We start from the raw sequence: 25,373 nt of genomic DNA on the forward strand, positions 1-25,373 counted from the left end.
ACCATCAGCGCTTTATTAAGCTCAAGCTAAATCCACAAAAATCACATTTAATATGGATAAGTTATACTTTTATGTATTTAACCTTCTTCTTCAATAAGCGACTCTAGTAGGTCGTGTATTTCAGCTTTAAGCTCTTTGTCTTCAATTTTATTGGCGCTGACTTTAGCATTTTGAAGGTTTTTAATAGCTTCATCTTTTTGGCCAAGCTCAAGCTGTAATGTAGCCATTGAAAAAGAAACCGACGACATGTGATCTTTGTTATTAATCGCAATCGACTTTTCTAATGCTTTTTCGTAAGTAGTAATTGCCTCTTCTAACTCTTCGGTAAAATCAGCTAAAGTTTCCCATTGTACAGGGTGATCTTTTGAGGTGTTTTCGTTTTCAATACAAATAGCTTTTAATTGAGCAAATAACGACTCAAACTTTTCACGGTTATTTTTGTTAGCCGCCGCCATTAAATCTTCTGCTAGATCATGTACCGCTTTATATACTTTTGTATTCATCATCACTGGTTATCCTTTAATGCAGCTAAACTCATTTACTCACTCAATTTAGCTAAAATGTATCATTACAGTCATTATAAAACGTATTTAAACAACTGATTTATTTAATTTGGTGTATAGCGTAATAATACATTAATAATGAACATCGCGTAGGCGTTAAACACTCTGAGATTAAACTTTATCGCAATTACTCTTGGTAAACTTACACGCTGAATAAACTTGCAACCCAATCCAACGTAAAAATGGTCGTAAAGACTTTAAGTGCAATGACAACTAAAAATAATAGGATGATTGCCGCTTTAGCTTTGCTACTTTTAAGATTGTTCCAATATAATAGCTTTGCATTAAATTCTGTTTTTAACTTAGTGACAGCCTCCTTCATAATAACGCCCTGCTTAGGTATCTGCGCTCAGCAACATTTAACAATCACACAGTTGCTCAAGCGGGGTTTGTAATATTTTTCGCTACCTTTAGAGTAAACCATTAAATAAAGCCTGTACTATATAAAATGTAACAAAGGGTTTTAACTTAAGTTATTGTATCTAAATATTGTTTACACACCCAAAAATTAAAGGATGGGTAAATTCAGTAGAGCGTTAATAATAAATTTGGTGCTACACTAATAACTAACTTAAACTCGTTAACAGCCAACCAAATTAGCAAATTATGAAAGAATGCAACCAGTGTGGTAAATGCTGTATTAAATATGGCGGCGGCGATTTAAGCGCAACGAAAGAGGAAATAGATTTATGGGAGCTCTTTAACCCCGAAATTTATGAATACGTTAAAAACAACGAAATTTGGTTTGACCCAAAAACAGGCTTAAGACTTCAAGTGTGCCCATTTTTAGAAATTGCGCCTAAAAAAGATCCTCTCGCTAAAAATATGTATACCTGCAGTATTTACCTCGACCGCCCAGAGGACTGTCGCCACTACCCTAGCCTCATTCCTGAAATGATCAGAGACGAATGCGAGATGATTGAAGCTATCGACATAAAGAATCAAACCAGAGCTCAACATAAACTCGATATACTTATGATTGATAGTCGATAATTCTCTTTTAAACTGCAACAGGTTATTGGTTAGTTTTTATTTTTAAAAAAGAGTAAATCTGTATACCAACAACCTATAGCAACTACAATAGAGCCAAAGCAAATTAAAAAAAAGGGTCCTATAGGCTCAATCCAACCTATTGAAATAATTACAATAAATTGGCTTGCACTCGCTAAAAGAACCATAGGTAAATTAAAAACATTAAATTTTTTTAATAAAATTGATATTGGTACCCCATAAACAAGTAGTGCGGGATAGACATAACATAAGCTTCCGCCGACCATTAAGGCATCTGTTTTCTTTTCGGCCAATAGCACAAGTAAATATAATACACATAAAGATCAATCACTAATGCATACAAATTATGCCATCTATTTTTAAAATTTAATAAGACTTCTGTGACAACTAAGGCCACTAATAATTAGTGACCTTGCTTTTTATAACATAACAAATAGTTAGTTTTTTAAATTAAATATCATCACTGTACTCAAACGCTTGGAGCGTCACGCTGCTAACAAATCCGCCATCATCAGGATATGTAACTAATATTGTATTATTGGTTTTTAACAGCTCGTTTGGTACTTCGATTTCTAGCATACTAAATACTTGTGGGCGAAATACTTGCTCATCACCGGCATAATCGGTTGGTACAGTAACTAAAGTGTCATTTACTTTAACGATAGGTTGTTGAGCTAAATCATGCTCTCTACCAAAACTTAAACGCAATATACCTTTACCATATTTACTTATTTTTACATCGTTAATGTTAAATTTAAGCGCTGTATTGGCTTTAATTGCCTGTTTGTAGGTTGTTGCATAGTATTTATGCTCGTCAGACTCAGTAGTAATTTTTATATTGTCGCTGAACGTATATTCAATAATTACTGTGGCTTCTGCGCCTATGTTAATGCTTTTTGGTAACTCATTTTTTACACCAATATTTTGTGATGTTGTTGTAAGTGTTGGCTCACCATTAGCAAAGTGCAAGTGCTTAATTTTAATGTTATTAATCGGATTGCTTGGTAGCTCTGTTAAATTTAGCAAGGCGCTATTAGCACTTGTTTCTAAATTACTGATAATTACATATGCTTTGTTATTGTTTACATAACTATCTACTAGTAAGTCGGCTTCGTTTGATTCAGTATTAACACGTGTGCCATTTACATCTGACCACAATTGATAAAATTTAATAATGTCGGTGAATACATATTCATCGCCTGTTTCACCTGTTTTTTCGTCATTGTGGCGTAGCAAGCGCCAAGCATAATCGCGTCCCTCATTACCACTCCACTCTGCTTTTGCTAAACTAAATGGAATGGCTTTAAGTATGAGATTAGGTTTAGCCATAAATTGCATCATCATAGGGCTAAACGATTTCATAGTTTGCCAGTCATTTATTGCAGTCCATGGCGTTGCTTCTGTTTTATGGTCACGCCCGCCGTATTCCGAAATCATGAAAGGTTTTACCTTACCTAGTTTAAGCTTTTCGTATTGCTCCATCATATCCATAGTGGCTTCTATACGGGCTCCTTTAAAGTTAGCAACGCCTTTATCGCGGTTTAAGTAGCCAAAATCGTAAAGGTGAATCGAAAAATAATCCATGTATTCACCGCTGGTATCTAAAAATAGCTTCATTCGCTCATCCCAACGATTAAAATTGTTATCGTCAAACCATGGAAAAGCAGTGGTGAACCCACCAATCTTAATACTTGTATTAACTTTTCGTATGCCTTGGGCTACTTCGTTATGAAAAATAAATGTATCGATAGGCTTACCGTGATGTACATCAACAAGTTCGTAAAGTGGCTCATTAAGTATTTCAAGGTATTGTGGGCGTGCTGGGCCTTTGTTCGGTCCTTGGTTGTCATTTCGATAAAATTCATTTACAAAATTTCCCATATATTGACCCACGGCATCGGTATTAGCAAAGCTCCATTCGCCTTTGCCTTTATGATTACCAATCCAAAACTGATTAATTTGCCCGCCTATCATTACGTGGGCTCTATTGTCGTATTTATGAAGCTTCGACAACGTTTTACCATAATAATCTTCGCGAGCAGTTTTGCCATAAGCAGCGATACTCTCAGGGCTTGCGTACCCTAGATTATTTGGGTTCTGCTCAACTTGAGTCGCGTAATACGGCATAGAACCGTTATCACGACCAAAGTACACATCAAGGTCGTTAAGTAAGTAGTCGAGCTTATCTTCTTCCCCCTTCCAATCGGTTGTTGTTAGCATCGAGTGCATAACAATATATTTGCTTCTATCAAAGGTTGATAGGCCGTCAATACTTCGCTTTACGTTTAAATTTACGGATACTTCTGGCTGTGCGACTAAATTGCATGATGCAGTACATGCAAATGCAATTAAAAGTGAGCTAATGACTTTCATGGGTTATCTCCTTATTTTAATTGTGTGTGAGTTTTGCTTTCTAATTGAGCAAAAAAGATCATAGTTTTAGCTACATGTTCGTGCCAATACTCCCAGCAATGGGTGCCTGCAAAAATATCGAACGTATGAGGAACATTTTCATCAACTAGCTTTTTTGCAAGCGCAGTATTAGCACTAAAAAGTACATCGTCTTTTCCGCAATCAAATCGCAGTGGCGGTAATGTCTTTTTATTCGCGCTCAATGTTTTAAACACGTCGCCTTTGTACTTATCAGTGGTTTTTTTTAGTGGCTTTAGAGTGTGTTCATCAACAAAGTGATTAAAGTCGTCAAGCTCAGTAATTGATGAATGCGCTGATATACCGCTAAAAATAGTTGGATGCTTTGCACCTAAACATAATGCTCCATACCCTCCCATTGAAAGGCCCGTAATATAAATATTTGATGAGCTCGAGCACGTTGGTTGAGTTTGAATAACAGCGCTAATCACATCATCAACTATCCATGCTTCATAATCTGCATTTTTAAGTGGCAAATACCCGCTGCCCTCGGCGGGCGCGCCATCTGATGGCATCACTAATACAAACTCGTTAAGGCCACTGCTACGAAGCTGCTGATACACTTTATGTACGCCCCCTAGCTGGCTCCACACCCAGTGGCTACCATACACACCATGCAGTAATACAATTATAGGTACATTTTTATTACTGGTTGCTTCTTGGTAAATGCTTATATCACCTCGCCCTTTTAAGTGGCTGCTATACGCGGTTAGCGTTACAAAGTTATCAGCGGTGTAGCTGCTATTTGATATTTCTAAACGATGAATTGCCATTTTATACTCCTTTAATCATCAAACACGACGACACCTTTAGCGATACGCCCTGCTAGCATGTCGTCAAAGCCTGTTTGTAACTCATCTAACGAGTAAGTTTTTGTGACTAGCTCATCGAGCTTGAGCTTTTTTGCGTCATAAAGGTCTAGTATTTGAGCAAAGTCGCGCTTAGGATTACATTGCCCGTAGAGCGGATTTATATAAATTTTATCCCACTCAAATAGTTCGCAATCAAAATCTATTTTTTGCTCAATGCCACTCACTTGCACCGCAACGCCCGCGCTGCGTATTAATGCTAATGGCGCTGAACCAAGTGCCGGCACTGCTGTACACTCAAAGGCATAATCGGCTCCGCGACTATTTGTTAGCGCTTTAACTTCGTTTATCATGTGAACTAAATCAGGGTCATACTTTTTAGCAAGTACGGTATGTGTAGCACCAAATGCTTTAGCTTGTGTTAATCGCTCCGGTGACAAATCAATTGCTATTATTTTAGCGGCGCCTGAAATTGCAGCCCCTTGTATTGCATTTAGTCCTACGCCTCCACAGCCTAATACGGCCACTGAAGAACCTGCTTTTACTTTAGCTGCATTAACCACTGATCCATAACCGGTCATTACGCCGCAACCAACAATACTTGCACTTGGAAAAGGAATGTCACTGTGTATTTTTATAACTGCAGCAGCCTTAACGACGGTGTATTCGCTCATCGTACCTAAATGAAATGAGCGCTCTAAGCTATTGCCATTATGCTCACACGCTTGTTTACCTGCGTGTCCGCATAAACCATTGCCAGTTACGGGGCTATTTACTTCACAAATGTGTAAATTACCCTCTTGGCACTGGAAACACTCACCACACGGAATTGCCCAATTTAGTATTACTTTATCCCCGATAGTAAATTCCGTTATACCTTCGCCCAACTCAACAACGGTTCCTGCGCCTTCATGACCAATGATAAATTTTTTATTCCACGTTTTAATTGAATCCCAATCTGTATGACAAATACCTGAGGCTTTTATTTTAATTTTTACTTCGCCAGCACTTGGTTTTCCGACATTAACGGTATCGAAGAAAAAACCGCCTTTTCCATCTGCAATTGCAGCTTTTGCCTTGTACATGTAGACTCCTAAGTCTCTAAATATAAGTATTATGTTATGAAGCAACCGACAATTTACTGTGAACCGTTTTGTATAAAAGACGGTTACGATTTCGAAATTCATCATGTAAGTTATCTTCAGCACGATAGCTATTCATGTTTTATGCACTTTCATCAGGTGCATGAATTTATATTTTTTGAACAAATTGACGGCACTTATTTTTATCATCAAGGTGAATCGATTCTTTCTGATTTTGAGGCCGTTTTTACACCCGCTATGGAAACCCACGACTTTGCTTTAAATCCGCGCCCTAAATCTTGGTATATTGTGCAATTTATGCCTGAACGCCTTAATAATCAGGCCTTACAAGAATTTATAGAATTACTAAAAACTGGTTTGCATTTAAGCTTTAGCATTGAAATACAAAAAAGGATTCATAAGTTGCTCGCTTGGATGCTTAGCGAATTTAACGAAAATCCTAAAAGTAAAACCTGTGCTCAACTGTTTGATAGCTTAATCACTATGGTGTGCGAATATGGTAAAAGCAGTTTATCTAAGCAGCAAACGTCATTAAGTAGCTCAGCAAGTTTTAAAAAGCTTGCTCCGGTAATTAATGAGCTTAAAACAAATAACGGCCTTAACCTGTCACTTGAGCAAGCCGCAGCCCTTTGCCATTTATCACCTTCGTATTTTTCAAGGGTATTTAAAAAGCACTTTAGAGTGCCTTATTCCGACTACCTGATTCAGCACAAGTTATATAATGCCGCACGGTTACTCGGGCAAAGTGATGTTTCGGTGACTGATATATCTTACGATTTAAGCTTTTCTAGCCCGTCGTATTTTATTAAGCAGTTTAAACATCACTTTAAAGTGACTCCGCATCAGTATCGACAGCAGTTACGCCTGAAATAACTGAGGCTTTGCAAGTGCTATAGTCAAATTGTTCAATACCTGTTTGTTTACCTTTAAACCTTGCTTAATAGCCTGTGTGCCAAGTACATAGGCCTTTGCATAATTAACAGCTTCCACACAAAGCAGTGTGTCGTTATTAAAGTACCAAAGTGAAAATTGACCGGGAGCTTCTTGGCGCTTAATAATCTCGTTATAGCCTTGTGATAAACCTACTATTTGTAATTTATATTCGTATTGATCTGACCAAAACCAAGGGAGTGCAGGAGCTGACGTATTATTTTTAGCTAAAAACTGCGCAGCAACTTTAGCTTGGTCAACTGCGTTTTGTACCGACTCAAGTCTGATCCAACGATTATAAATTTTATTAAAATGAATAGTGCAATCACCAATTGAGTAGATATCAGGGTGTGATGTTTGGCATACGTCATTTACTTTTATGCCTTGATCAACCACCAGCTCAGCATCTGTTGCAAGTTGTGTATTTAGCCTTACACCTACGCCAATTAAAATAAAATCGGCGGGATACTCACTGCCATCACTACATTGCACATAATGTTTATTGTTTGTGTGCTTAATTTGTACAATATCTTTTGCTGTTTGCAGGTCTACCCCCTTCGCTTTGTGTAAATCAGTTAAAAAGTCAGACATAGCAGATGATGTGACTCGCGATAGTATTTTTTCTTGTTTTTCGATAACCGTTACTTTAGCGCCAAGTGCAATAAAGGATGACGCCGATTCAAGGCCGATATAACCTCCACCAATAATCACCACTTCTTTGTTAGTGCTTGCACTTAGCGCTTTTTTTATTGCTACGGCATCACTATGTGTTCGCATTGCGAAATATTGAGAGGTGCCATATTCATCTACAGTTTCACTAAGGCCTGTAATTGGAGGAATAAAAGCTGAGCAACCGGTTGCGATTACTAATTTATCAAATGCTAGATGCTTATTATTTTCAAGAGTAACTATTTTGTTATCTTTATTAATTGCAATAACACGCTTACCTAAACATAAATCTATATGGCTATCTGTGTAGGATTTTTGCACCTTTAAAGGTATTGATTTTACCTCTAACGATTGCAGCGTTTTTTTAGACAGCGGTGGCCTGTGATATGGCAGTTCAGGATCGCTATCGAGTAATGTAATTTTACCCAGCCAACCTTGCTGGCGTAAGTTAAATGCAAAGTTAACGCCGCCATGGCTTGCACCAATAATAACAACGCTTTGCTGCAGTGAGTTTGGCTCTAATTGTGTGTTTTGCATAATGCTGTACCCGCTTTTAATTGGCTACTCTGAAGGTCATGCCATCAATATTTTCAGACACCTCAATTTGGCAACATAAACGGCTGTATTGCGTTACGTTATCGTCCAGCTCTAGCATGTCGCTTTCTATCTCATCGGGTGTGCCTACTTTTTTAAAGTCATCCGGTGTTAAGTAAATATGACACGTTGCACACGAACATACACCGCCACAATCACCATCAATACCAGCAACACCATTTGCTGATGCCAGTTCCATTAGCGAGCCACTGTCGCCTTCTACTTCAACTGCATCGTTTGTTTTGGTTATAAATATTACTTTCGCCATCGTATTAATCCTCTACTTTTACTTGTTACTATATTTATTTAACTATTTTCTACGGTGTTTTTATTTTGATTTAAAGCTAACGTGCAGACTGTTAAAGCCAACCTTTCTTGAAAACTCACCAAGTTTTTCAATATTTTCATCTGCTTTTATTGCCTCTATTTGAGCAACTTTATTAGCAAGCGATAACACTAGTTGACGTAAAATTTGGCGGGCATGCGTTGCGCCCAAACAATTGTGATGGCTAAAACCAAAACTAATATGCGGGTTAACTTTTCGATCGAAGTCGACATTGTTAGGGTTTTTGAATACCTTTTCATCGCGATTAGCCGACGCCCAACATAACGAAACTCGTGTGTCGGCTTTTATAGCGTGCTCACATACACTTGTGTCTTGCGTAGCGACACGGCCCATTTGCGTAAGCGGCGAAAAATAGCGAATTAGTTCTTCTACGGCCCTGTTTAATATTTCAGGCTCATCATCAATACGCTTTAAATCGCTGATGTTTTCGCTAAAGTAGGCAATAGAGTTTGTGATCGCGTTTATAACGGTGTCGCGCCCCCCTGCAAAGGTGAGGATCATCACACCTTTTACTTCTTCTTTACTCAGCTTTTTACCGTTCGCCTGTGAATTTAAAAGCACTGAATATAAATCATCACCCGGGATTGCAATGGCGTTTTCTATTTGCTCATCAATGTAGTTGTATAGAATATTGGCTTTATCGCCATCAAGGTCACTGTCTTCACTTCTAAATACATGAGTACCCCAATCTATCCATGTTTGTGCTTTATCCATTGAGGTATTAAGTAACAGCGTTAACGCTTTAGATTGAAGTGGTAAAGCAAATTGTGACACCACATCAAACGACTCTGCTTTAAAGGCGTTTTCAATAGTTTCATCAATAATGGTTTGTAAACGCGCTTGGTAACATTCATCTAATGGGCGTTTAAACCAAGGGTTTAATAATTCACGAAAGCCACCGTGCTGAGGAGGGTCTACTTCAAACGGAATTTGGCGTGTTTCACGTATTGCCACTTCTGATGGAATTACAATACGTCCAGGTTTAGCACCCGATTGAAAAACAGCACAATTATGCGCTGCTTTTCGTACATCTTTTAAGCCTAAGATCATATTTACAGGATCGTTTTGGTCATCCATTTGACCCATTCCTGTTACTTTTCGTTGCTGTGCAAACGCATCGGGAAACTCGCTAATACCAGTTACTTTTGACGTCATAATGAAACCTAATTTCTATTATTAATCTATTTTTGATACACCATTTTAATCGCAACTTTATTATACAAATACACGGATTTTGCTTAAAAATGGTAATTTGATGCTCTTTATTGCTATTTTAAATATAAAAAAGCCAGCAATTAAAGCTGGCTTTTGACGGAGTTGTGAGAGCCCCTAACTAATTAATTTAAAATCTAGGTAATGAAGCTATTTTCGGTGTGAATTGCAACCAACAGTTTTACAGCAGACTAAGCAATTTGGGTTTGTGTAAAAAAATCAATATTTGCAATGGCAATAACTATTTACCTTTATAAAAGCGTCCACAAAACCAGTACTCATAAATTAAAACTTATGACAAAGAGATTATCATTCATTCCTTGATAAATAATTTCTACACTGAATTTGTGGACACACAACAACTCTTTTCTTTTATTACTAATTTTTCTAGTTACGACTGTTTAATTAAATGTGTTCTCATTAGTTGAGGGTCAAATTCTACACCCGTCCCAATTATATCTGGCGCGCACGCTTGCCCATTTTCAAGCTTTAAAGGACGTGTTGTATATTCATCTATAGGGAATGAATGAACTTCTAAAAAACCAGCGTGAGGCTGAGATGCCAACAGTGATACATGTAGTTCATGCATGCCATGGCTACAAATAGGTAAATTATGGGTATATGCCATACTCGCTACATGTAACCACCCTGTTATGCCACCAATATTTGATGCATCTGGTTGTAAAAAACCTAATTTAGCTTGGTCAATCGCATAGCCAAATTCGTGCAATGTATGTAAATTCTCACCCATTGCAAGCGGTATCGAAGTAGCTTGCGCTATACGAGCAAAGCCTTTGTAATCATCAGGTATGGTAGGTTCTTCAAACCAAGTAATGTCGTATTTTTCAATTGATTTGGCAAAACGAATAGCTTGCTCGACACTCATTGAATAATTAGCATCTACCATAAGCGTTTTATCTTCGCCAATTAGATCTCTTACTGCGGCTACGCGTTCTATGTCTTCTTTAAAGTTGGGTTTACCTACTTTAATTTTTACTGCATTAAAACCACGCTGCAGGTAACCACCTATATTATTAAGCAGCTTTTCTTGGCTAAAGTTTAAATCTATTCCACCTGCATAACATTTTGTTTGATTACAGCTACCGCCCGCGACTTGCCATAATGGCGCGTTTAAACGCTTACATTTAATATCCCACAGCGCTATATCGACTGCAGATATGGCAAAACTAAGTAAACCACCACGGCCAACATAATGAAGTTCCCACTGTAATTTGTCCCAAATTGCCATGATAGACATTGAACTTTGTCCAATTAGACCAGGCTTAATTTCATCGTTAAGAAGTGAATAAATTGCACGACCACCTTTACCGCCAGTGTAGGTATATCCCATCCCCTCATAACCATCATGAGTTATAATATGCAGTGTAATAACTTCAAAGTGAGTGTGATCACCGTGCTTCGCATCACTTAGCACTTCAGCTAACGGAATTTGGTAATACTCGACTTTTACACTTTTAATTGTTTGTGATGATACTTTCATTAAGCCACCGAATTAGTTTACATAACACTGTTCATTGTTAACAATCTACAACAGCTAGTGATCGTTGTAAAGTCTATCTTGTTAAATAAAACGAAATTAACTTAGTTAAATATTAATGCATTCGTGTTTTAGTTTATGAAACTACACACGTTATCGCTGTGTTTAAAAAGGTTTGAAATTAGCTATAGAAAAAGCGAAGTTATTTTAAATCAAGTGCAAGTAGTTGCGTATGCGCTGTTATATAAACGCGATTTTGTGATTGATTAAACGTTAAATTAGCACTAATATTTGGCATTTCAATTTGAGCTAATAGCTCAGCATTTTTATTAAACAGCCATAACCCGTTAGGTCCAGTTGCAAAAATAACCCCACTTTTATGTACCTTTAAACCATCCGGTAAACCTTTGTCGTGCTTAGTTACTGATGGTAATTCATAAAATAATGATTTACTTATCACTGCCCCACTATCGTTTAAATGATACTGATACCATGCGGGTTTATTTGCATTGGATGCTGCTACATATAAGGTTTTATTATCAGCTGATAATGCGACCCCATTAGGATAAATAAGATCACGATCTAGCAAGGTAAGCTCCCCTGTATTTTTAAGTGAGTATACTCCCTGAAAATTAAGCTCTTTACTTTCGTCATCTAATTGATTGGGCAAACCATAGGGGGGATCGCTAAAATAAAGCGTGCCGTCGTCATTAAAAGCACCATCATTAGGGCTGTTAAATTTTTGCGTATTGAAATGACTAACTATGTGTAAGTATTTTGATTTAGGCACACTCAATGATGCCTTCATTTTTGATATTACACGTGAGCGCGATTGTAAAAGCACAAGCTCATTTTGCTTATTCACAATTAAACCGTTTGAATAGCCGCTGTGTGCTAAATACAAACTTGCTCCTTTGCCTGGAGTGTATTTATATACCTGATGATTAGGTATATCAGAATATAATAAATACCCTCCTTGGTTGATCCAAACAGGCCCCTCTAGCCAAGCATAACCCGAGGCGAGGGTTTTAACATGGCTATTTAAGTTAAGCACTTCAAGCGCTTGCTCATTAAATATTTTGTAGGGGCCTTGCTCGAATAAAAGTGTGTTACTTTGCTTAGCAGATACACCCAAACATAAAACACACAATGCGCTTAGTATATATTTAATTTTTAGCATTGTTATACCTACGTTCATACAATGATTTATTCATGCTTTTAGCTGCATCTACAAGCGGTTTGTATGGAATATCAGCTACATTTACAAAGCCTACATTGTAGTTTTCACCATCGTATGCTCGTCCGGTTAGTGGAGAGTCGATGTATTGAAACCAATGCGCACCAACAAAATATGGGTTGTCTATAACACTATTCATGTATTTTTTATATTTAGTACCACGCTCTTGCTGAGATTGAGTATGTATAAGTCCTGGATTTAATAAACCAGAATCAAGCGCACCATTATGAAATTCACCTATAATGCTTGGCATGTTTATATCTGATAAAAACGCCCAAAAATCTTCGTTTAATCCCTCCCGGTAATAGTTATAGCTCATCACATCTACATGCGCGGCAGCGGCGGCTCTTATTTCAGGCGTCATACCCCAATCGGCAAAACGTGCCCCCATATTTAACTGATTTGGAAGGTGTTTAGCAATAGCCGCGTCTACCACGGCAAAATACTGATTAGCGTAATGAAATAACATAGTAGATAAATCTTCATTAGTTTGCTCGTTAAACTGCGTAAGTGCGACGCCTGCAGCAAACTCATCCCATGAGGCAAGGCGTATATTCCATGCTTCATTCAGTTTGCTAATTTTGCTGTACTTATTTTTCATTAAGGTAACAAATTGTGCTTTAGTCGGGCTATTTTGGGCGTTATTTTTAAGTGTATTAATAGCAATACCATAACGTGCGGCGTCAGAATTCATCATGCCCCAGCTTTTTTCGTTATCAATAAATACACCAACACACCAAGGGCTGTTTTTAACTTGTTGGGCTACTTTTGCAAGCGTTACATCAGCGCGCTCAACAAATAAGGAATCAAATGGGTCAGGTAATGGGCTCCAGTAGTCGTTGCCACTGCTTACCGTTTTAAAATTACCAATGATCCACGCATTAGCAAAATAAGGTAATTTATTAGTATGGTAATAATCTTCTTCTATCCAATTACCAAATGAAGTAAAACCCCATGAAAGCATGCGTTTCACTGTGGTGTTTTGCCACTGTTTCATTAAATTGTTATTATTGTTGGTTTGATATTTTCGCTGTAAATTAGCGCGATAAAAGCTAAACGTTTCACCTCTTTTAATTGCACCACTGTGAACTTCGCGCCTATAGCCGTAATTATCTGCTAAAGGGTTATTTTGCTCGGGTAACCAATTAAACATATCAGCTCTAAGTGCTGAGCTTTTATAGCGTGTTGGCCACGCTGACTCTGGGGCTGGGTTTAACCCAAGAGAATCCTCTGGTGTTAAATCACCAGCTTCACGCTGTTTGATATAGCTTTGATCAAAATCGTAACCGGTTATGGTTGAAGTATTTGCCATACGAACGTTATCAATGCCGGTTGAAAAAAACAGATAACCTTCTGGGTCGACTAAACTCCATTTCCCTTTGTATTTTTCGGTTCTAAAATATCCCGTTGCCTTTAATTGTGGGCCGTTTTTCCAGCCACTATATTTAGAACGTCCTTTCATTGGTGAGTTTTGTAAGTTAATTTGCTCTTTTTGAGAAATAACTTGTAGCTGCTCTGTTGAAGATACTTTGTTGGTAAAGTCTAATTTTGCATTTTGCCCGAATTTATCAACTAACCCTTTAAGATAGTGAGTATCAAAATTAGTTGGTTTGATTAAGCGAACGTTATCTATTAAAAAACGTTTATCCTCAAGTAATCCCTTTACTCCAAATGATACTTTAACAATGCTACTTACATCGATATTTTTTTGTCCGCCTCTATATACTATTGGCGTATAACTGCTCTTCCAACTTGGTGGGTTTGAGCGAATACCTGAATTAACATTCAAATTTACGCCTTTTAATTCTATATAATACGTGTTTTGCGACTGAGCAGGCACAACAACACTTCGAGTTTGAAATTGTCCCGACTTGTCTATTGTCTTTATGTATAGGTGAGTAGAAACCTCATCAGGGTTTTGTATATCAAGTGCAAGGGCAAAGTTTCCTGTTGCTTGCCAATCCCATCCTTTTGGATTAATGAATTCAAAATCACTTTCTACATTAGATTTAGATTTTAATGTAACCGCTAGTTTATGGTTTCCACCTTCCTTTATTAATGTACTAAAGCCATTAATTGTATTTATATATTGGCTGTAATTATCCTGTTCAAAATCAAAAATTATATGCTCTTTTTTTAATGGAGTGGCCCCTTTAGTTGAATCTTGATCTGAAGTTTTCGCATTGTGACACCCTGCAAGTACCGATAAACAAAAAAACGAGGATGCTAATTTTACACTGTAAGGATTGAGAAACATGTTGGCCTACTATTGTGCGTGTTTAAATGTGTACTTTTGAGCAATAATTGATAGCTAAAAAGCGTTAAAACTACACAAGATAATTACACACACGACGATATAAAACAATTAACTGTTAACAATATAGTGGGTTTTAGAAGCGTTATATAATAGAGGGAGCTATTAAAAAATATAAATTATAGATAAAAAACATAAAATTCAATACTTTAAACACTACTCTCCATAATCATTAGCAGATATTCTTTGAGGGTACTACGAGTAGATTTGTTACAGTAAAGTAGAGTTAATGCCAGATTAACTTCTATAGTAGAGCAAACAGTTTATCGGCACTTTTAGTGGTTTGAACGCAAAATACAAAGTTATACTATAACATTGTTGATTCGTTAATTTTGCGGTGTTATATTATATCACAACATAATAACCACGAACCAATATATCCATGACAAAGTTAACATTAATCTCCTCTGCTATTTTTTCTGTTTTATGTTCTCAATCAGCTTTGGCTGCAACCGTTACTGGTAAAGTAATGGATGATAAAAATCAACCAATTAAAAATGCCTCTATCCATGTGCATGGCAAAAACCAAAGCGTTAAAAGTAATGATTTAGGCGAGTTTGCTATCGATATAGATGCAAACAGCCAATTACATATTAGTAAAGACAACTACATAGACTCTCGTATTGCTGTTACCGAATCTTCAAATAATCTGTCTGTGTCACTTAAACCAACATCGGTTGAAACAGTGGTTGTTTATGCCTCTGCACTTCATAAGAACAGCCTAGAAATGATATCGCCAGTAAGCGTGCTCTCAGGTGATGAATTAAGAAATAAATCTAAACCAACACTTGGCGAAACTCTTAAAGGTTTACCAGGCGTAAATGCAAGTTACTTTGGCCCTGTATCATCAAGCCCAATTATTCGTGGTTTAGATGGCCCTCGCGTTAAAATTACACAAAATGGATTAGATGCCAGCGATGCGTCGCGTATTGGCCCAGACCACGCGACATCAAGCGACAGCCTAGCGGCAGAGCAAATTGAAGTGTTGCGCGGTCCAAGTACCCTACTTTATGGCTCTGGTGCAATTGGTGGCGTTGTAAACGTGGTTGATAACCGTATTCCTACTAGCAATATCGACGAGCTTACAGGCGCTGCTGAATACAGCCACGATACGGTGTCAAATTCAAACACCGTAGCAGCAAAACTTGAAACAGGTAATGAAGGCTTTAACTTTCATTTTGATGGTACTAAGCGCAGCGGCGATGATTACCAAACACCGACCTTTACTATTGCCGACGATGATGGCGATGTTGAAACCGAAAGCTCGGTAGAAAATACTTTTATTGATAGCGAAACACTCAACTTTGGTACCAGCTATGTTGGCGATCACTTAACGATTGGTTTTTCTTACGGTAACATTGAGACTGATTACGGTATTCCTGGGCATGAGCATCATCACGATCACGAAGGTGAAACTGAAGAAGAGCATGCAGAACATGAAGATGAAGCTGCTGAAGAGCCAGTTTACGCACATTTAGAGCAAGACCGCTGGCAAGGGCTTGTAAGTTACGCTCTTCATAATAACTGGATTGAAACCATCAACCTACGTGTTGGCTATACAGATTATTCACACAGCGAAATTGAAGATGGCGAAATTGGTACTACTTTTAAAAATAAAACGACTGAAGCACGTTTAAATGTAGAGCATAAGTTTGCTAATTGGCACGGAATGATGGGCTATCACTACAGCGATTCTGACTACGATGCAATTGGTGAAGAAGCATTTACACCCGCGAGTGTAACTACAACTAACGCATTATATTTACTAGAAGAGCGTGAATTTGGCGACGTGACAATAGAGCTTGGTGCACGTGTAGAAGATTACAAAATTGAAAGCCAAATCACGGCACACGAACATAGCCACGATGAAGTAGAAATAGATCATAGCGACGAAGAAACTATTGGATACAATAAAAGCTTTACCAATTTAAGCGCCTCTGCCGGTGCCATTTGGCAGTACAAGCCGGGTCATAGTATTGCGACAAGTATTTCTCACTCAGAACGAGCACCACTTTCGGCAGAGCTTTTATCAAACGGTTTACACATTGCAACTGGCACTTATGAGCTAGGTCTTGGTTACAACATTGAAGATAATGAAGCGCATTTTGAGCCAGAGAATATCAAGCAAGAAACCTCAACAAACCTAGATTTAAGCTTTAGACGTTTTAGCGGTGATTTTGGCTACACCGTTAACTTTTTCTATAACGATATTAAAAACTTTTATTTCCAAGAAAATACGGGGTTAGTTTACGATGAAGAAGATGGTTTAGAATCAGCTATTGGTGCACATGACGATGCTGTTGCGGTTTATCAGTTTACAAGTAAAGACGCAGAGCTTTATGGAATTGAGTTTGACGCACATTACCAAGTAACCCCAAGCGCTATGGTTAAAGTATTTGGTGACTCAACTCGTGCAAAACTAAAAGACGACGAAGGCAACTTACCGCGTATCCCTGCCAATAAATTAGGCTCTGAGTTACAGTACGATTTAGGTGACTTACAACTAACACTGACGGGTACTCATTACTTTGATCAAAACGATGTAACTGCATTTGAAACAAAAACGGACGGCTATACGTTATTTGATGCACAAGCTAATTACCAATTAGGTTTAGGCAGTGTAGATGCACAGCTTTATATAAACGTGGATAACATTACTGATGAGTTAGGCTTTGTGCATAGCTCATTTATTAAAGATAAAGCCCCACTACCTGGCAGAAACTTCCGCTTTGGTGTTCGTGGTTATTTTTAATAATTAAAAATAGTTTTTAGTTTATATTTACAAACCGCATTTTATTAATGCGGTTTTTTTATTTTTAGAATATATAATATCAACACGAAGTAATACTTAATCGATTTGAAGGATTAAACCTGACGCTAACTGCGTTAAGAATTTCTGATATACGACTGCATGGATGCAGGAGGTAGAGCAATGCAAGAGCAATTAGTGGTAACAACTAAACAACGAAATTTTTGCCTTGTTACCGACACAATTTTCTTAGCGAAAAATAGATCACTTAATTAAGCTAATTGGTATAAAACTCTTAAATTACAAACACAAAAAAGCCGTATTCAAATTGAATACGGCTTTTTAAATTCCCAAATTAAAATTTATTTAATTTAAGAAATGATTTCGTGTAGCTCAACATCAAATACAAGCGTTGAGAAAGGTGCGATTGCAGCACCTGCGCCACGTTCACCATAAGCAAGCTCATGAGGAACGTAGATACGCCATTTAGTACCTACAGGCATCATTTGTAATGCTTCAGTCCAGCCTTTGATCACGCCACCAACTGGAAATTCAGCTGGTTGACCGCGCTCGTATGAGCTATCAAACACAGTACCGTTAATAAGTGTACCGTGGTAATCAACACGTACTGTAGACTCAGCTGTTGGCTTTTCGCCTTCGCCAGTTGCTAGTACTTCGTATTGAAGACCAGACTCAGTTACTGTGATTTCAGGACGTTTTGCGTTTTCTTCTAAGAATGAAATACCTTCTGCAGAAAGTACTTTAGACTCTTCTTCACGACGAGCTTGAATCTCTTCGTTTATTTTTTCAAATGCAGCTTGGATCTCAGGGATCTCAACTTGAAATGCGCTACCAGCGTACGCATCTTTCATGCCTTCAAATACTGAATTTAGGTTTAAGCCTTCAAAAGGATTAGACTTAAGTTGCTCACCCATTTGTAAGCCAATACCGTAACTTGCTTTTTCAGCATCTGTAGTAAAATTATCTGACATAATGTGTTTTTCACGTTTTGTTAGTTAAAAGACGCGACTATGCTATCACAAAATAAACCGCGTTTGGGGCTAGTTTTTGCTGAGTTTTAGCTTAATTAGGCCAACAATATAACTACAAAGCGGCAAACTGAATAAAATTCCAACAAGTAGAGGCATTGTTAGTAATCCTGATTCGCCAAACAGTAAAAATGGCACTACAAGCAGCCCTATACAACCAATAAAAACAGAGCCAATAACTGGCCAATGCTTATCGTATTTGGTAATAAGATGGGCAGCTAAAACATTAAAACCAACACCATAAATTAAACCGGTAATTAATGGATACTCTGGTTGAGCGTCTATAGCCATTTTTACTAATAAGCTAATAGCACTTTGATAGCAGTAACCAAATACCGTCCATAATAAAAGATGTTTTATTAATTTCTGCGAGGTTGGTAGGTTTGTTGCTTTAGTCATTTAGAAACTCCACAAAGCAAAAAACCGCCCATAAGGCGGTTTTTTTTAAATAATGGTGGAGAGATAGGGATTTGAACCCTAGATGGGCTATAAACCCATGCCGGTTTTCAAGACCGGTGCATTCGACCACTCTGCCATCTCTCCGCACGGCGCGAATAATATGGCTAAATACATAACTTGTAAAGAGCTAAATAGAAATTAATATAAAATATTAACATATTGGATAAAATAGACCCACTTTGTTCTTTTGTTAAGCTCTTCACTTTAATAAAAGTGTAGTTAATGGACTAAAGTTAAACACATTAATAATATTGTTTAGGTCTACGTGCAATCCAAGAGCAGATTAAACAAGCCAATATACTCAGTGCGGTAAAGGTAACGCCTTGAAAAATTAAATCGAATCGATTTAAATCATCACTTGGTACTACAACAAACATAAAAGCAGGTAGCACACTAAGCGATAAAACGTAGCAGCATACTTTAAATGCACGCCCAAAGTCGAAACGTTTGGACTGGTGCATCCACCATGTTAACAACACAAGCATACCCATCGCTGAACCGGCTATAAAGTGTGATGCATTTGTGCTCATTGCAACATACAGTGTTACAAAAGCACCAATGATTCCCCAAATTGACCATGCTAGCCAATTCTCTTTTTCACGTAAAAATAAATTTCCCATAGTTTTCGTCTTCTTTATCGTTATTTTAATTAAGACTTTCCATAATGTATCAAAAAACAACCGATTAAAAAACAAACTGAAGAAGATTTAGTAAATTTAGTGCTTCCAAGCGCTTCTTACAGCCAAGTCATTAACTTTTAAATAATACTCTTTGTAACCTTAATGAATTATGACTATGTAAGTTGCGCAAAGTTCATACTATTTCACAAATTACTAAAATAGTTTTCTGGCTTATGGCGAGGCGACTTTTTACAATCGACTTCGGGTGTACCTATATATAAATACCCTACTATTTCATCTTGCTCATGTAAGTTAAGCGCTTTTTTAACCGCGCTACTTTGTGCAAAGTAGCCTGTGCGCCAAACACCGCCTAACCCTTGGGCAAATGCAGCTTGTTGCATCGCTAATACACTACAGCCTGCGCTTTGTACTTGTTCTATTCGAGGAACTTTTGGGTGTTCTTGATATTTAGCAATTGCTATTACAATCATAGGCGCACGAAGGGGAAGCTCTTTAGCACGGTTAATTACTTTTTCTTCTTGTTGCTCTGCCACTGCACTTTGATGGTAAATTTCACCCAGTTTATTGCGTGCATCACCTTGAGCAACAATGAACTGCCACGGTGCTATACAGCCATGATCAGGAACACGTAATGCTGCTTGCTTAATTATGTCGAGCTGCTCAGGCGTAGGGCCCGGCTCTGTTAGTTTAGAGTCTGATTGGCGGGTAAGTAAAAGCTCGATAGCGTTCATAACGATTCCTCAAAATTCAAAACGCTAGAGTAACATTTAAACCCTTAAAAAATAAATACCGAGAAATTAAAATGCAAAACGGCCGCAAAGGGTTAAGCTATGCGGCCGTTAGTAAAGTAGATTAAATACGTTATTCTTTTACAATATTTCGCCTTAACCAGTAATCTATACTAACAAAACGCCCACCGCCCATAAAAAACAAGCTAAGAAGCATAGCAAAATAAATTGCCGAAAATTCTATACCGTTGTTTAAAATAGACGGCTTGCCCTTTTCGTATAGATAATCAGGAAAACCGTGTTCTTCAACTAAGCCACGAATTTTACCTATTCGGTCTTGTACTTCTAGTGAGTTTTCAAGGCTTTCTTTAGCGCCCGGAATTGATAACCAATCGAGCACTTGCGCAGCACTTGTTTCTGGATTAGTTGGTGCTATTGCAAACCAACCATTATGCCAATGCACTGAGGTTGCAGCGACAACCATTGTGAACATAAGTGGGATACTGACCAAGCGAGTTAAAAGGCCAAGTAATAAAAACCAACCTCCTAAAAATTCACTCCAGCCAGCTAAAAAAGCTAGTAAGTCAGGAAACGGTAATCCTAAACCCCATTCATTATTACCAAACCATTGAACTACATCTGGAGATGCTAAAAAGTTATCAAAGAAACCTTCTGTCTCACCGCTTATAGCAAGTTTGTTATAACCTGCAATGATCATAACAGGGGCTAAAATCAAGCGAAATAGCAATGCAGGTAAACCATCTAAAAATGATAGTTTACCCAATATTGCATCATAAAGATTGGTTAGTTTATTCATGCGTATCCTGTGTGTTCACTGTTTATTAAGTTATAGACTATAAACAGCAAAGACCGCATGAATTGATAAACTATTTCAATTTATTTACAAAGGTTAAATACTTCTAGCGACCTGAAGTGCTTCAAAAATAGCGCGTTTAGCATCAATAGCTGCAGCTAGTTTAGCTCCGCCTATAACATGTACCTTTGCGTTATCTGTGTAATTTTCTAGCACTTCGTTATTAGAAACCTGGCCAATACAGGCAATAACCGTGTCTACTGGCAGTACTTGAGTTTCACCAGCAACATTAATAGTTAGTCCGCTTTTATCAAAGCTTTGGTATTGGCAATCAGCAATTTGCTTAACGCCATGCTGCTTAGCAACTTGGCGATGTATCCAACCCGTTGTTTTACCAAGCTCGCTACCAAAACGACCCGCACTGCGTTTTAACATATACAATTGACGTTCGTCTTTATGAGGTTGGGCTTGACACTCAATCCCCCATTGCGTTTTAAACTCGCTAATAGTTTGCGATTTATGTTCGCTTAAAAACGCAACCATATCAAAACCTATACCACCGGCACCTAAAATAGCAATTGATTTACCTAGCTCTACTTCACCGCGTATAACTTCGTCATAAGCAAATACACGCTTATCATCGCTACACTTAATAGAGGCTTCACGCGGCCTAACGCCAGTTGCAAATACAATGTCATCATAGTTTTTAAGCATTGAATCGTCATAAGCTTTACCAAGCTCTACAGTTACTTTTAATCGCTCAAGCTCATTAGTGAAGTAAGTAAGAGTATGGTTAAAGTCTTCTTTACCTGGTATTTGCATAGCTAAATTAAATTGGCCACCCATTTGCGGTTTTTGATCAATTAACGTGACGTTATGCCCTTTTTGAGCCAAGTAACAACTTGCCGATAAACCAGCGGGACCTGCACCGACTACTAATACGTTTTTAGCTTTGGTTGCTTGCTCTAACGGGTAATCTAGCTCAAATGCAGCTTGTGGATTAACTAAACACGTAGCACGTTTATTTTTAAATACGTGATCTAGACAACCTTGGTTACACCCTATACAAATATTAATTTGCTTAGATTGATTATTTGCGTATTTATTAAAAAACTCTGGATCGGCAAGTAGCGGCCTTGCCATCGAAATTAAATCAGCCTCGCCTGCATTTAAAATATCGTTAGCAATTTCTGGAGTATTAATTCGGTTAACAGCAATAACTGGCACGCTCACCACGTCTTTTAAACGTTTTGATGCTTCTTTAAATGCACCTGGCGGCACCATACTCGCAATAGTCGGTACACGCGCTTCGTGCCAACCAATACCTGTGTTAAATATATCAACACCCGCTTTTTCAAGCTCGGTAGCTTGTATGACAACTTCCTCTGGTGTTGAACCGTTTGGGATTAAATCAATAACCGACAATCTAAAAATGATTAAGAATTGCTCAGATACTTTTGCTCTTACAGCTTTAACTATTTCAAGCGCAAGTCGCATTCTATTTTCTAGGCTGCCACCAAATTCATCTTCACGTTTATTGGTGTGCGGCGCCATAAACTCATTAATCAAATACCCTTCAGAACCCATAACTTCAACGCCATCGTAGCCAGCTTTTTCAGCCATATAGGCAGAGTGCGCAAAGTCTTTAATTGTTTTCTTAATCGAGCCAAGCGACATCGCTTTAGGTTTATAAGGATTAATAGGTGCTTTTATTGCACTTGGTGCTTGATTGAATGGATGGTACGCATAACGTCCAGCGTGTAATAATTGCAAACAAATTTTTCCGCCGTGTTTATGCACAGCATCTGTGTAAGCGCGGTGCTTAAATACATCGTAATAACTATTAAATGAAGATGAAATAGGTGTTAATTTGCCACGTAAATTAGGGCTGTATCCGCCCGTAATTAACATTGCGGTACCGCCTTTTGCACGTGCTTCATAAAATGCACGTAAGCGTTTGCGGTTATGCCATCCCTCTTCAAGGCCTGTATGCATTGAGCCCATCACTAAGCGGTTACGTAATTGTGTGTGTTTTAGTTGTAATTGTTGTTCTAACATCTTGTGCCCCGTTAACTGGTCTAACCTGTATACATTAGCTAATTCTGCTTTAATGGCAAGTAATAAGCAATATGTGCCTTCATTTAATTAAAAAAAGCCATAAAAACATGTATTAATAGCACCTCATAAACACTTCGTTACGATTTAGCAGTTAAATTTATTTTTATTCTAGGCTAAGATGGAACTAATGTATTAACTGTACCAAATTAAGGAGCTATTTTGATAGCAAAGGTATTTAAAGGTATTTGGGCTGGGATTAACTTTTCTCGTCGTTTAATACTCAACATTCTGTTTTTATTACTGGTAATTGTTTTCTTAGTGTCACTCTCAAGTGACGACGATAAAATAATAGTTGAAAATGGCTCTGTGCTTAGGCTTAACCTAAATGGCCCTATTGTTGAAGAAAAAACATACATAGATCCGGTCGAAGCTGCAATTAGTGATGCAACTTCTGGTTCTGAAGCGCCAAGCGAAATATTACTCGACGATATTGTTGAAGTAATAAACGAAGCGACTAAAGACGATCGCATTACGGTGATGCTGCTTGATTTACAAGAAATGCCTAAAGCGCATTTAAACAAACTTAAGCAAATTACCAATGCTATTGATGCATTTAAACAAGCTGGCAAAAAAGTGATTGCATCGGGTTATTACTATACCCAAGCACAATACTATATTGCATCACATGCTGATGAAATAGCTATGCACCCATACGGTAGCGTAGGTATTGAAGGTTACGGCATGTATCCGCTTTACTTTAAAGATGCACTTGAAAAGCTTGAAGTAACGCAGCATATTTTCCGTGTTGGTACATTTAAGTCAGCAGTAGAACCTTTCATTCGTAACGACATGTCTGAAGCAGCCAAAGAAGCTAACCGTGTTTGGTTAGGCGCTCTTTGGAGCGAATACAAACAAGATGTTGCTGCGGTTCGCCCATTTGATGAGTCAAATTTCGACGAGACAATGGACGTATATCTTGAAAAAATGAAAGCTGCAGATGGCGATGCAGGTAAATATGCACTTGACCACCAGTGGGTTGATTCTTTAAAAACAAATCAACAAGTTCGCAAACAATTAATTGATTTAGTTGGCGCACAAGAAGATGGCAAAACATTTAAGCAAGTTTCATTTCGTGAATACTTAAGCTTGGTTAAACCACCGATTGAATTTGATAACCCTATTACCGAAAAAGTCGCCGTTGTAGTTGCTAAAGGTACAATTGTGGATGGTGAACGTAAAGCTGGCGAAATTGGTGGCGACTCTACAGCAGCCCTACTTCGTAAAGCACGCCTTGATGACAAAGTTAAAGCGGTTGTACTGCGCATTGATTCAGGTGGCGGTAGTATGTTTGCCTCTGAAGTTATTCGTGCAGAAGTATTAGCGCTTAAAGCTGCTGGTAAGCCTGTTATTGCCTCTATGAGCTCTGTAGCTGCATCAGGTGGTTATTGGATTGCCTCTGCTGCAAACGAAATCTGGGCAGCACCGAGTACTATTACAGGTTCAATTGGTGTATTTGGTACGTTTATGACATTTGAAAAAACCTTATCTAAAATTGGTGTTTATTCAGATGGCGTTGCAACAACCGAAATGGCTGGTTTTTCTATCACTCGTCCCCTAAACGAAAAAATGGGTCAAGTAATTCAGATGAGCGTTGAAGAAGCATACGGTCGCTTTTTAAATGTTGTCGCTGATGCCCGTAATATGACGCCTGAGCAAGTTGATAAAATTGCCCAAGGCCGCGTATGGATTGCATCTCAAGCACTTGAACTGGGTTTAGTAGACAAACTTGGTGATAAACAAGATGCTATAAAAGCAGCCGCAGCACTTGCAAAACTTAATCACTATGAAGTTAAAACCATTAAACAAGATTTAAGCTCGCAAGAAAAAATGATTCAAAACATTTTTGGTAACGCGTCTATTAAATCGATGCTTGGTTTACAAACACAAAAAACATCTGTGTTAGCAACGCAAGCTAACTTGCAAAGCGTTATTAACCAATTAAGTACTGAAGTTGAAAACCTTAAAGATTACAACGATCCACAAGGTGTATATGCACGCTGTTTAGTGTGTAACGTTGCACAATAAAAGTGCATAGCTTTACCTAATCAGCTGTATTTAAAGTTACTTAACGTTATACTAAGCCCAGTTTTTTTACTGGG

General features: G+C 37.9%; 21 protein-coding genes and 1 tRNA gene. 4 read left to right on the forward strand and 18 right to left on the reverse strand.

The features are described 5' to 3' along the window. Window positions 1–77 precede the first annotated feature (77 nt). Entirely contained in the window at window positions 78–506 is a 429-nt protein-coding gene (locus QL995_RS12465; RefSeq protein WP_007586178.1) for a hypothetical protein, read from the reverse strand. Between the two features lie 663 nt (window positions 507–1,169). Between QL995_RS12465 and QL995_RS12470 the strand changes: the two genes are divergently transcribed. After that, entirely contained in the window at window positions 1,170–1,556 is a 387-nt protein-coding gene (locus tag QL995_RS12470; RefSeq protein WP_282114199.1) for a YkgJ family cysteine cluster protein, read from the forward strand. A 29-nt stretch (window positions 1,557–1,585) separates the two neighbouring features. On the opposite strand, the gene QL995_RS12475 is transcribed toward QL995_RS12470, so the two are convergent. The 4 genes from QL995_RS12475 to QL995_RS12490 form a co-directional block, all read right to left on the reverse strand. Beyond that, window positions 1,586–1,867: a hypothetical protein gene (locus tag QL995_RS12475; RefSeq protein ID WP_290294291.1), complete on the reverse strand. Its 282-nt coding sequence runs from the start codon at window positions 1,865–1,867 to the stop codon at window positions 1,586–1,588. 157 nt (window positions 1,868–2,024) lie between these two features. Next, window positions 2,025–3,947: a beta-agarase gene (locus QL995_RS12480; RefSeq protein WP_290294292.1), complete on the reverse strand. Its 1,923-nt coding sequence runs from the start codon at window positions 3,945–3,947 to the stop codon at window positions 2,025–2,027. 11 nt (window positions 3,948–3,958) lie between these two features. Beyond that, window positions 3,959–4,777 carry an alpha/beta hydrolase-fold protein gene (locus QL995_RS12485; RefSeq protein ID WP_290294293.1) on the reverse strand — a complete coding sequence of 273 codons (819 nt, stop codon included), beginning with the start codon at window positions 4,775–4,777 and terminating at the stop codon, window positions 3,959–3,961. An 11-nt stretch (window positions 4,778–4,788) separates the two neighbouring features. Further along, a complete protein-coding gene (locus QL995_RS12490; RefSeq protein WP_007586186.1) occupies window positions 4,789–5,898 on the reverse strand; it encodes a Zn-dependent alcohol dehydrogenase in 1,110 nt (369 codons plus the stop codon). Window positions 5,899–5,934: 36 nt separating this feature from the next. Here QL995_RS12490 and QL995_RS12495 point away from each other — a divergent pair, with 36 nt between their 5' ends. Then, window positions 5,935–6,789 (forward strand): AraC family transcriptional regulator, encoded by an 855-nt coding sequence (locus QL995_RS12495; protein ID WP_231611814.1) that lies wholly within the window; start codon window positions 5,935–5,937, stop codon window positions 6,787–6,789. Here QL995_RS12495 and QL995_RS12500 read toward each other — a convergent pair. The 6 genes from QL995_RS12500 to QL995_RS12525 form a co-directional block, all read right to left on the reverse strand. Then, window positions 6,775–8,052, reverse strand: coding sequence for an FAD-dependent oxidoreductase (locus QL995_RS12500; protein WP_290294295.1), 1,278 nt, complete (start codon window positions 8,050–8,052; stop codon window positions 6,775–6,777). The genes QL995_RS12495 and QL995_RS12500 overlap by 15 nt on opposite strands. Window positions 8,053–8,068: 16 nt before the next feature. After that, window positions 8,069–8,377 (reverse strand): 2Fe-2S iron-sulfur cluster-binding protein, encoded by a 309-nt coding sequence (locus tag QL995_RS12505; protein WP_007586189.1) that lies wholly within the window; start codon window positions 8,375–8,377, stop codon window positions 8,069–8,071. A gap of 60 nt (window positions 8,378–8,437) precedes the next feature. After that, window positions 8,438–9,610, reverse strand: coding sequence for a cytochrome P450 (locus QL995_RS12510; RefSeq protein ID WP_197151416.1), 1,173 nt, complete (start codon window positions 9,608–9,610; stop codon window positions 8,438–8,440). Between the two features lie 448 nt (window positions 9,611–10,058). Then, window positions 10,059–11,168, reverse strand: a complete 1,110-nt coding sequence (locus QL995_RS12515; RefSeq protein ID WP_010554481.1) for a mandelate racemase/muconate lactonizing enzyme family protein — start codon at window positions 11,166–11,168, stop codon at window positions 10,059–10,061. A gap of 199 nt (window positions 11,169–11,367) precedes the next feature. Then, window positions 11,368–12,345, reverse strand: a complete 978-nt coding sequence (locus tag QL995_RS12520; protein WP_165725842.1) for an SMP-30/gluconolactonase/LRE family protein — start codon at window positions 12,343–12,345, stop codon at window positions 11,368–11,370. Then, window positions 12,332–14,659, reverse strand: a complete 2,328-nt coding sequence (locus QL995_RS12525) for an agarase (RefSeq protein WP_282114193.1) — start codon at window positions 14,657–14,659, stop codon at window positions 12,332–12,334. Before QL995_RS12525 ends, QL995_RS12520 begins: the two co-directional genes overlap by 14 nt. A gap of 439 nt (window positions 14,660–15,098) precedes the next feature. Here QL995_RS12525 and QL995_RS12530 point away from each other — a divergent pair, with 439 nt between their 5' ends. Continuing rightward, the gene (locus QL995_RS12530; protein WP_290294296.1) at window positions 15,099–17,468 is read left to right on the forward strand and encodes a TonB-dependent receptor; all 2,370 of its coding nucleotides are present in this window, start codon (window positions 15,099–15,101) and stop codon (window positions 17,466–17,468) included. 368 nt (window positions 17,469–17,836) lie between these two features. Here QL995_RS12530 and QL995_RS12535 read toward each other — a convergent pair whose 3' ends face one another. The 7 genes from QL995_RS12535 to QL995_RS12565 form a co-directional block, all read right to left on the reverse strand. Next, window positions 17,837–18,457 (reverse strand): FKBP-type peptidyl-prolyl cis-trans isomerase, encoded by a 621-nt coding sequence (locus QL995_RS12535; protein ID WP_007586200.1) that lies wholly within the window; start codon window positions 18,455–18,457, stop codon window positions 17,837–17,839. A 69-nt stretch (window positions 18,458–18,526) separates the two neighbouring features. After that, window positions 18,527–18,913: a hypothetical protein gene (locus QL995_RS12540; protein WP_024590139.1), complete on the reverse strand. Its 387-nt coding sequence runs from the start codon at window positions 18,911–18,913 to the stop codon at window positions 18,527–18,529. Window positions 18,914–18,966: 53 nt separating this feature from the next. Further along, window positions 18,967–19,057 (reverse strand) — tRNA-Ser (locus QL995_RS12545). Between the two features lie 158 nt (window positions 19,058–19,215). Further along, entirely contained in the window at window positions 19,216–19,593 is a 378-nt protein-coding gene (locus tag QL995_RS12550; RefSeq protein WP_007582705.1) for a hypothetical protein, read from the reverse strand. Between the two features lie 203 nt (window positions 19,594–19,796). After that, window positions 19,797–20,345, reverse strand: a complete 549-nt coding sequence (locus QL995_RS12555; protein ID WP_007582703.1) for an NAD(P)H nitroreductase — start codon at window positions 20,343–20,345, stop codon at window positions 19,797–19,799. Between the two features lie 130 nt (window positions 20,346–20,475). Further along, window positions 20,476–21,159 carry a DoxX family protein gene (locus tag QL995_RS12560; protein WP_007582701.1) on the reverse strand — a complete coding sequence of 228 codons (684 nt, stop codon included), beginning with the start codon at window positions 21,157–21,159 and terminating at the stop codon, window positions 20,476–20,478. Between the two features lie 93 nt (window positions 21,160–21,252). Then, window positions 21,253–23,214: an NADPH-dependent 2,4-dienoyl-CoA reductase gene (locus QL995_RS12565; protein WP_290294298.1), complete on the reverse strand. Its 1,962-nt coding sequence runs from the start codon at window positions 23,212–23,214 to the stop codon at window positions 21,253–21,255. A 219-nt stretch (window positions 23,215–23,433) separates the two neighbouring features. Here QL995_RS12565 and sppA point away from each other — a divergent pair, with 219 nt between their 5' ends. Beyond that, complete coding sequence (gene sppA, locus QL995_RS12570) at window positions 23,434–25,299, forward strand: signal peptide peptidase SppA (protein ID WP_024590136.1); 1,866 nt, start codon at window positions 23,434–23,436, stop codon at window positions 25,297–25,299. The last annotated feature ends 74 nt before the right edge of the window (window positions 25,300–25,373 follow it).

Origin of the sequence: Pseudoalteromonas sp. APC 3358, assembly GCF_030408075.1 — a bacterium.
GTDB lineage: Bacteria > Pseudomonadota > Gammaproteobacteria > Enterobacterales > Alteromonadaceae > Pseudoalteromonas > Pseudoalteromonas arctica.

What these genes read in the sequence shown, in the direction of transcription:
- QL995_RS12465 (WP_007586178.1), bottom strand. Translation starts at nt 506, where the DNA reads ATGATGAATACAAAAGTATATAAAGCGGTACATGATCTAGCAGAAGAT.
- QL995_RS12470 (WP_282114199.1), top strand. Translation starts at nt 1,170, where the DNA reads ATGAAAGAATGCAACCAGTGTGGTAAATGCTGTATTAAATATGGCGGC.
- QL995_RS12480 (WP_290294292.1), bottom strand. Translation starts at nt 3,947, where the DNA reads ATGAAAGTCATTAGCTCACTTTTAATTGCATTTGCATGTACTGCATCA.
- QL995_RS12485 (WP_290294293.1), bottom strand. Translation starts at nt 4,777, where the DNA reads ATGGCAATTCATCGTTTAGAAATATCAAATAGCAGCTACACCGCTGAT.
- QL995_RS12490 (WP_007586186.1), bottom strand. Translation starts at nt 5,898, where the DNA reads ATGTACAAGGCAAAAGCTGCAATTGCAGATGGAAAAGGCGGTTTTTTC.
- QL995_RS12495 (WP_231611814.1), top strand. Translation starts at nt 5,935, where the DNA reads ATGAAGCAACCGACAATTTACTGTGAACCGTTTTGTATAAAAGACGGT.
- QL995_RS12500 (WP_290294295.1), bottom strand. Translation starts at nt 8,052, where the DNA reads ATGCAAAACACACAATTAGAGCCAAACTCACTGCAGCAAAGCGTTGTT.
- QL995_RS12505 (WP_007586189.1), bottom strand. Translation starts at nt 8,377, where the DNA reads ATGGCGAAAGTAATATTTATAACCAAAACAAACGATGCAGTTGAAGTA.
- QL995_RS12510 (WP_197151416.1), bottom strand. Translation starts at nt 9,610, where the DNA reads ATGACGTCAAAAGTAACTGGTATTAGCGAGTTTCCCGATGCGTTTGCA.
- QL995_RS12515 (WP_010554481.1), bottom strand. Translation starts at nt 11,168, where the DNA reads ATGAAAGTATCATCACAAACAATTAAAAGTGTAAAAGTCGAGTATTAC.
- QL995_RS12520 (WP_165725842.1), bottom strand. Translation starts at nt 12,345, where the DNA reads ATGCTAAAAATTAAATATATACTAAGCGCATTGTGTGTTTTATGTTTG.
- QL995_RS12525 (WP_282114193.1), bottom strand. Translation starts at nt 14,659, where the DNA reads ATGTTTCTCAATCCTTACAGTGTAAAATTAGCATCCTCGTTTTTTTGT.
- QL995_RS12530 (WP_290294296.1), top strand. Translation starts at nt 15,099, where the DNA reads ATGACAAAGTTAACATTAATCTCCTCTGCTATTTTTTCTGTTTTATGT.
- QL995_RS12535 (WP_007586200.1), bottom strand. Translation starts at nt 18,457, where the DNA reads ATGTCAGATAATTTTACTACAGATGCTGAAAAAGCAAGTTACGGTATT.
- QL995_RS12540 (WP_024590139.1), bottom strand. Translation starts at nt 18,913, where the DNA reads ATGACTAAAGCAACAAACCTACCAACCTCGCAGAAATTAATAAAACAT.
- QL995_RS12550 (WP_007582705.1), bottom strand. Translation starts at nt 19,593, where the DNA reads ATGGGAAATTTATTTTTACGTGAAAAAGAGAATTGGCTAGCATGGTCA.
- QL995_RS12555 (WP_007582703.1), bottom strand. Translation starts at nt 20,345, where the DNA reads ATGAACGCTATCGAGCTTTTACTTACCCGCCAATCAGACTCTAAACTA.
- QL995_RS12560 (WP_007582701.1), bottom strand. Translation starts at nt 21,159, where the DNA reads ATGAATAAACTAACCAATCTTTATGATGCAATATTGGGTAAACTATCA.
- QL995_RS12565 (WP_290294298.1), bottom strand. Translation starts at nt 23,214, where the DNA reads ATGTTAGAACAACAATTACAACTAAAACACACACAATTACGTAACCGC.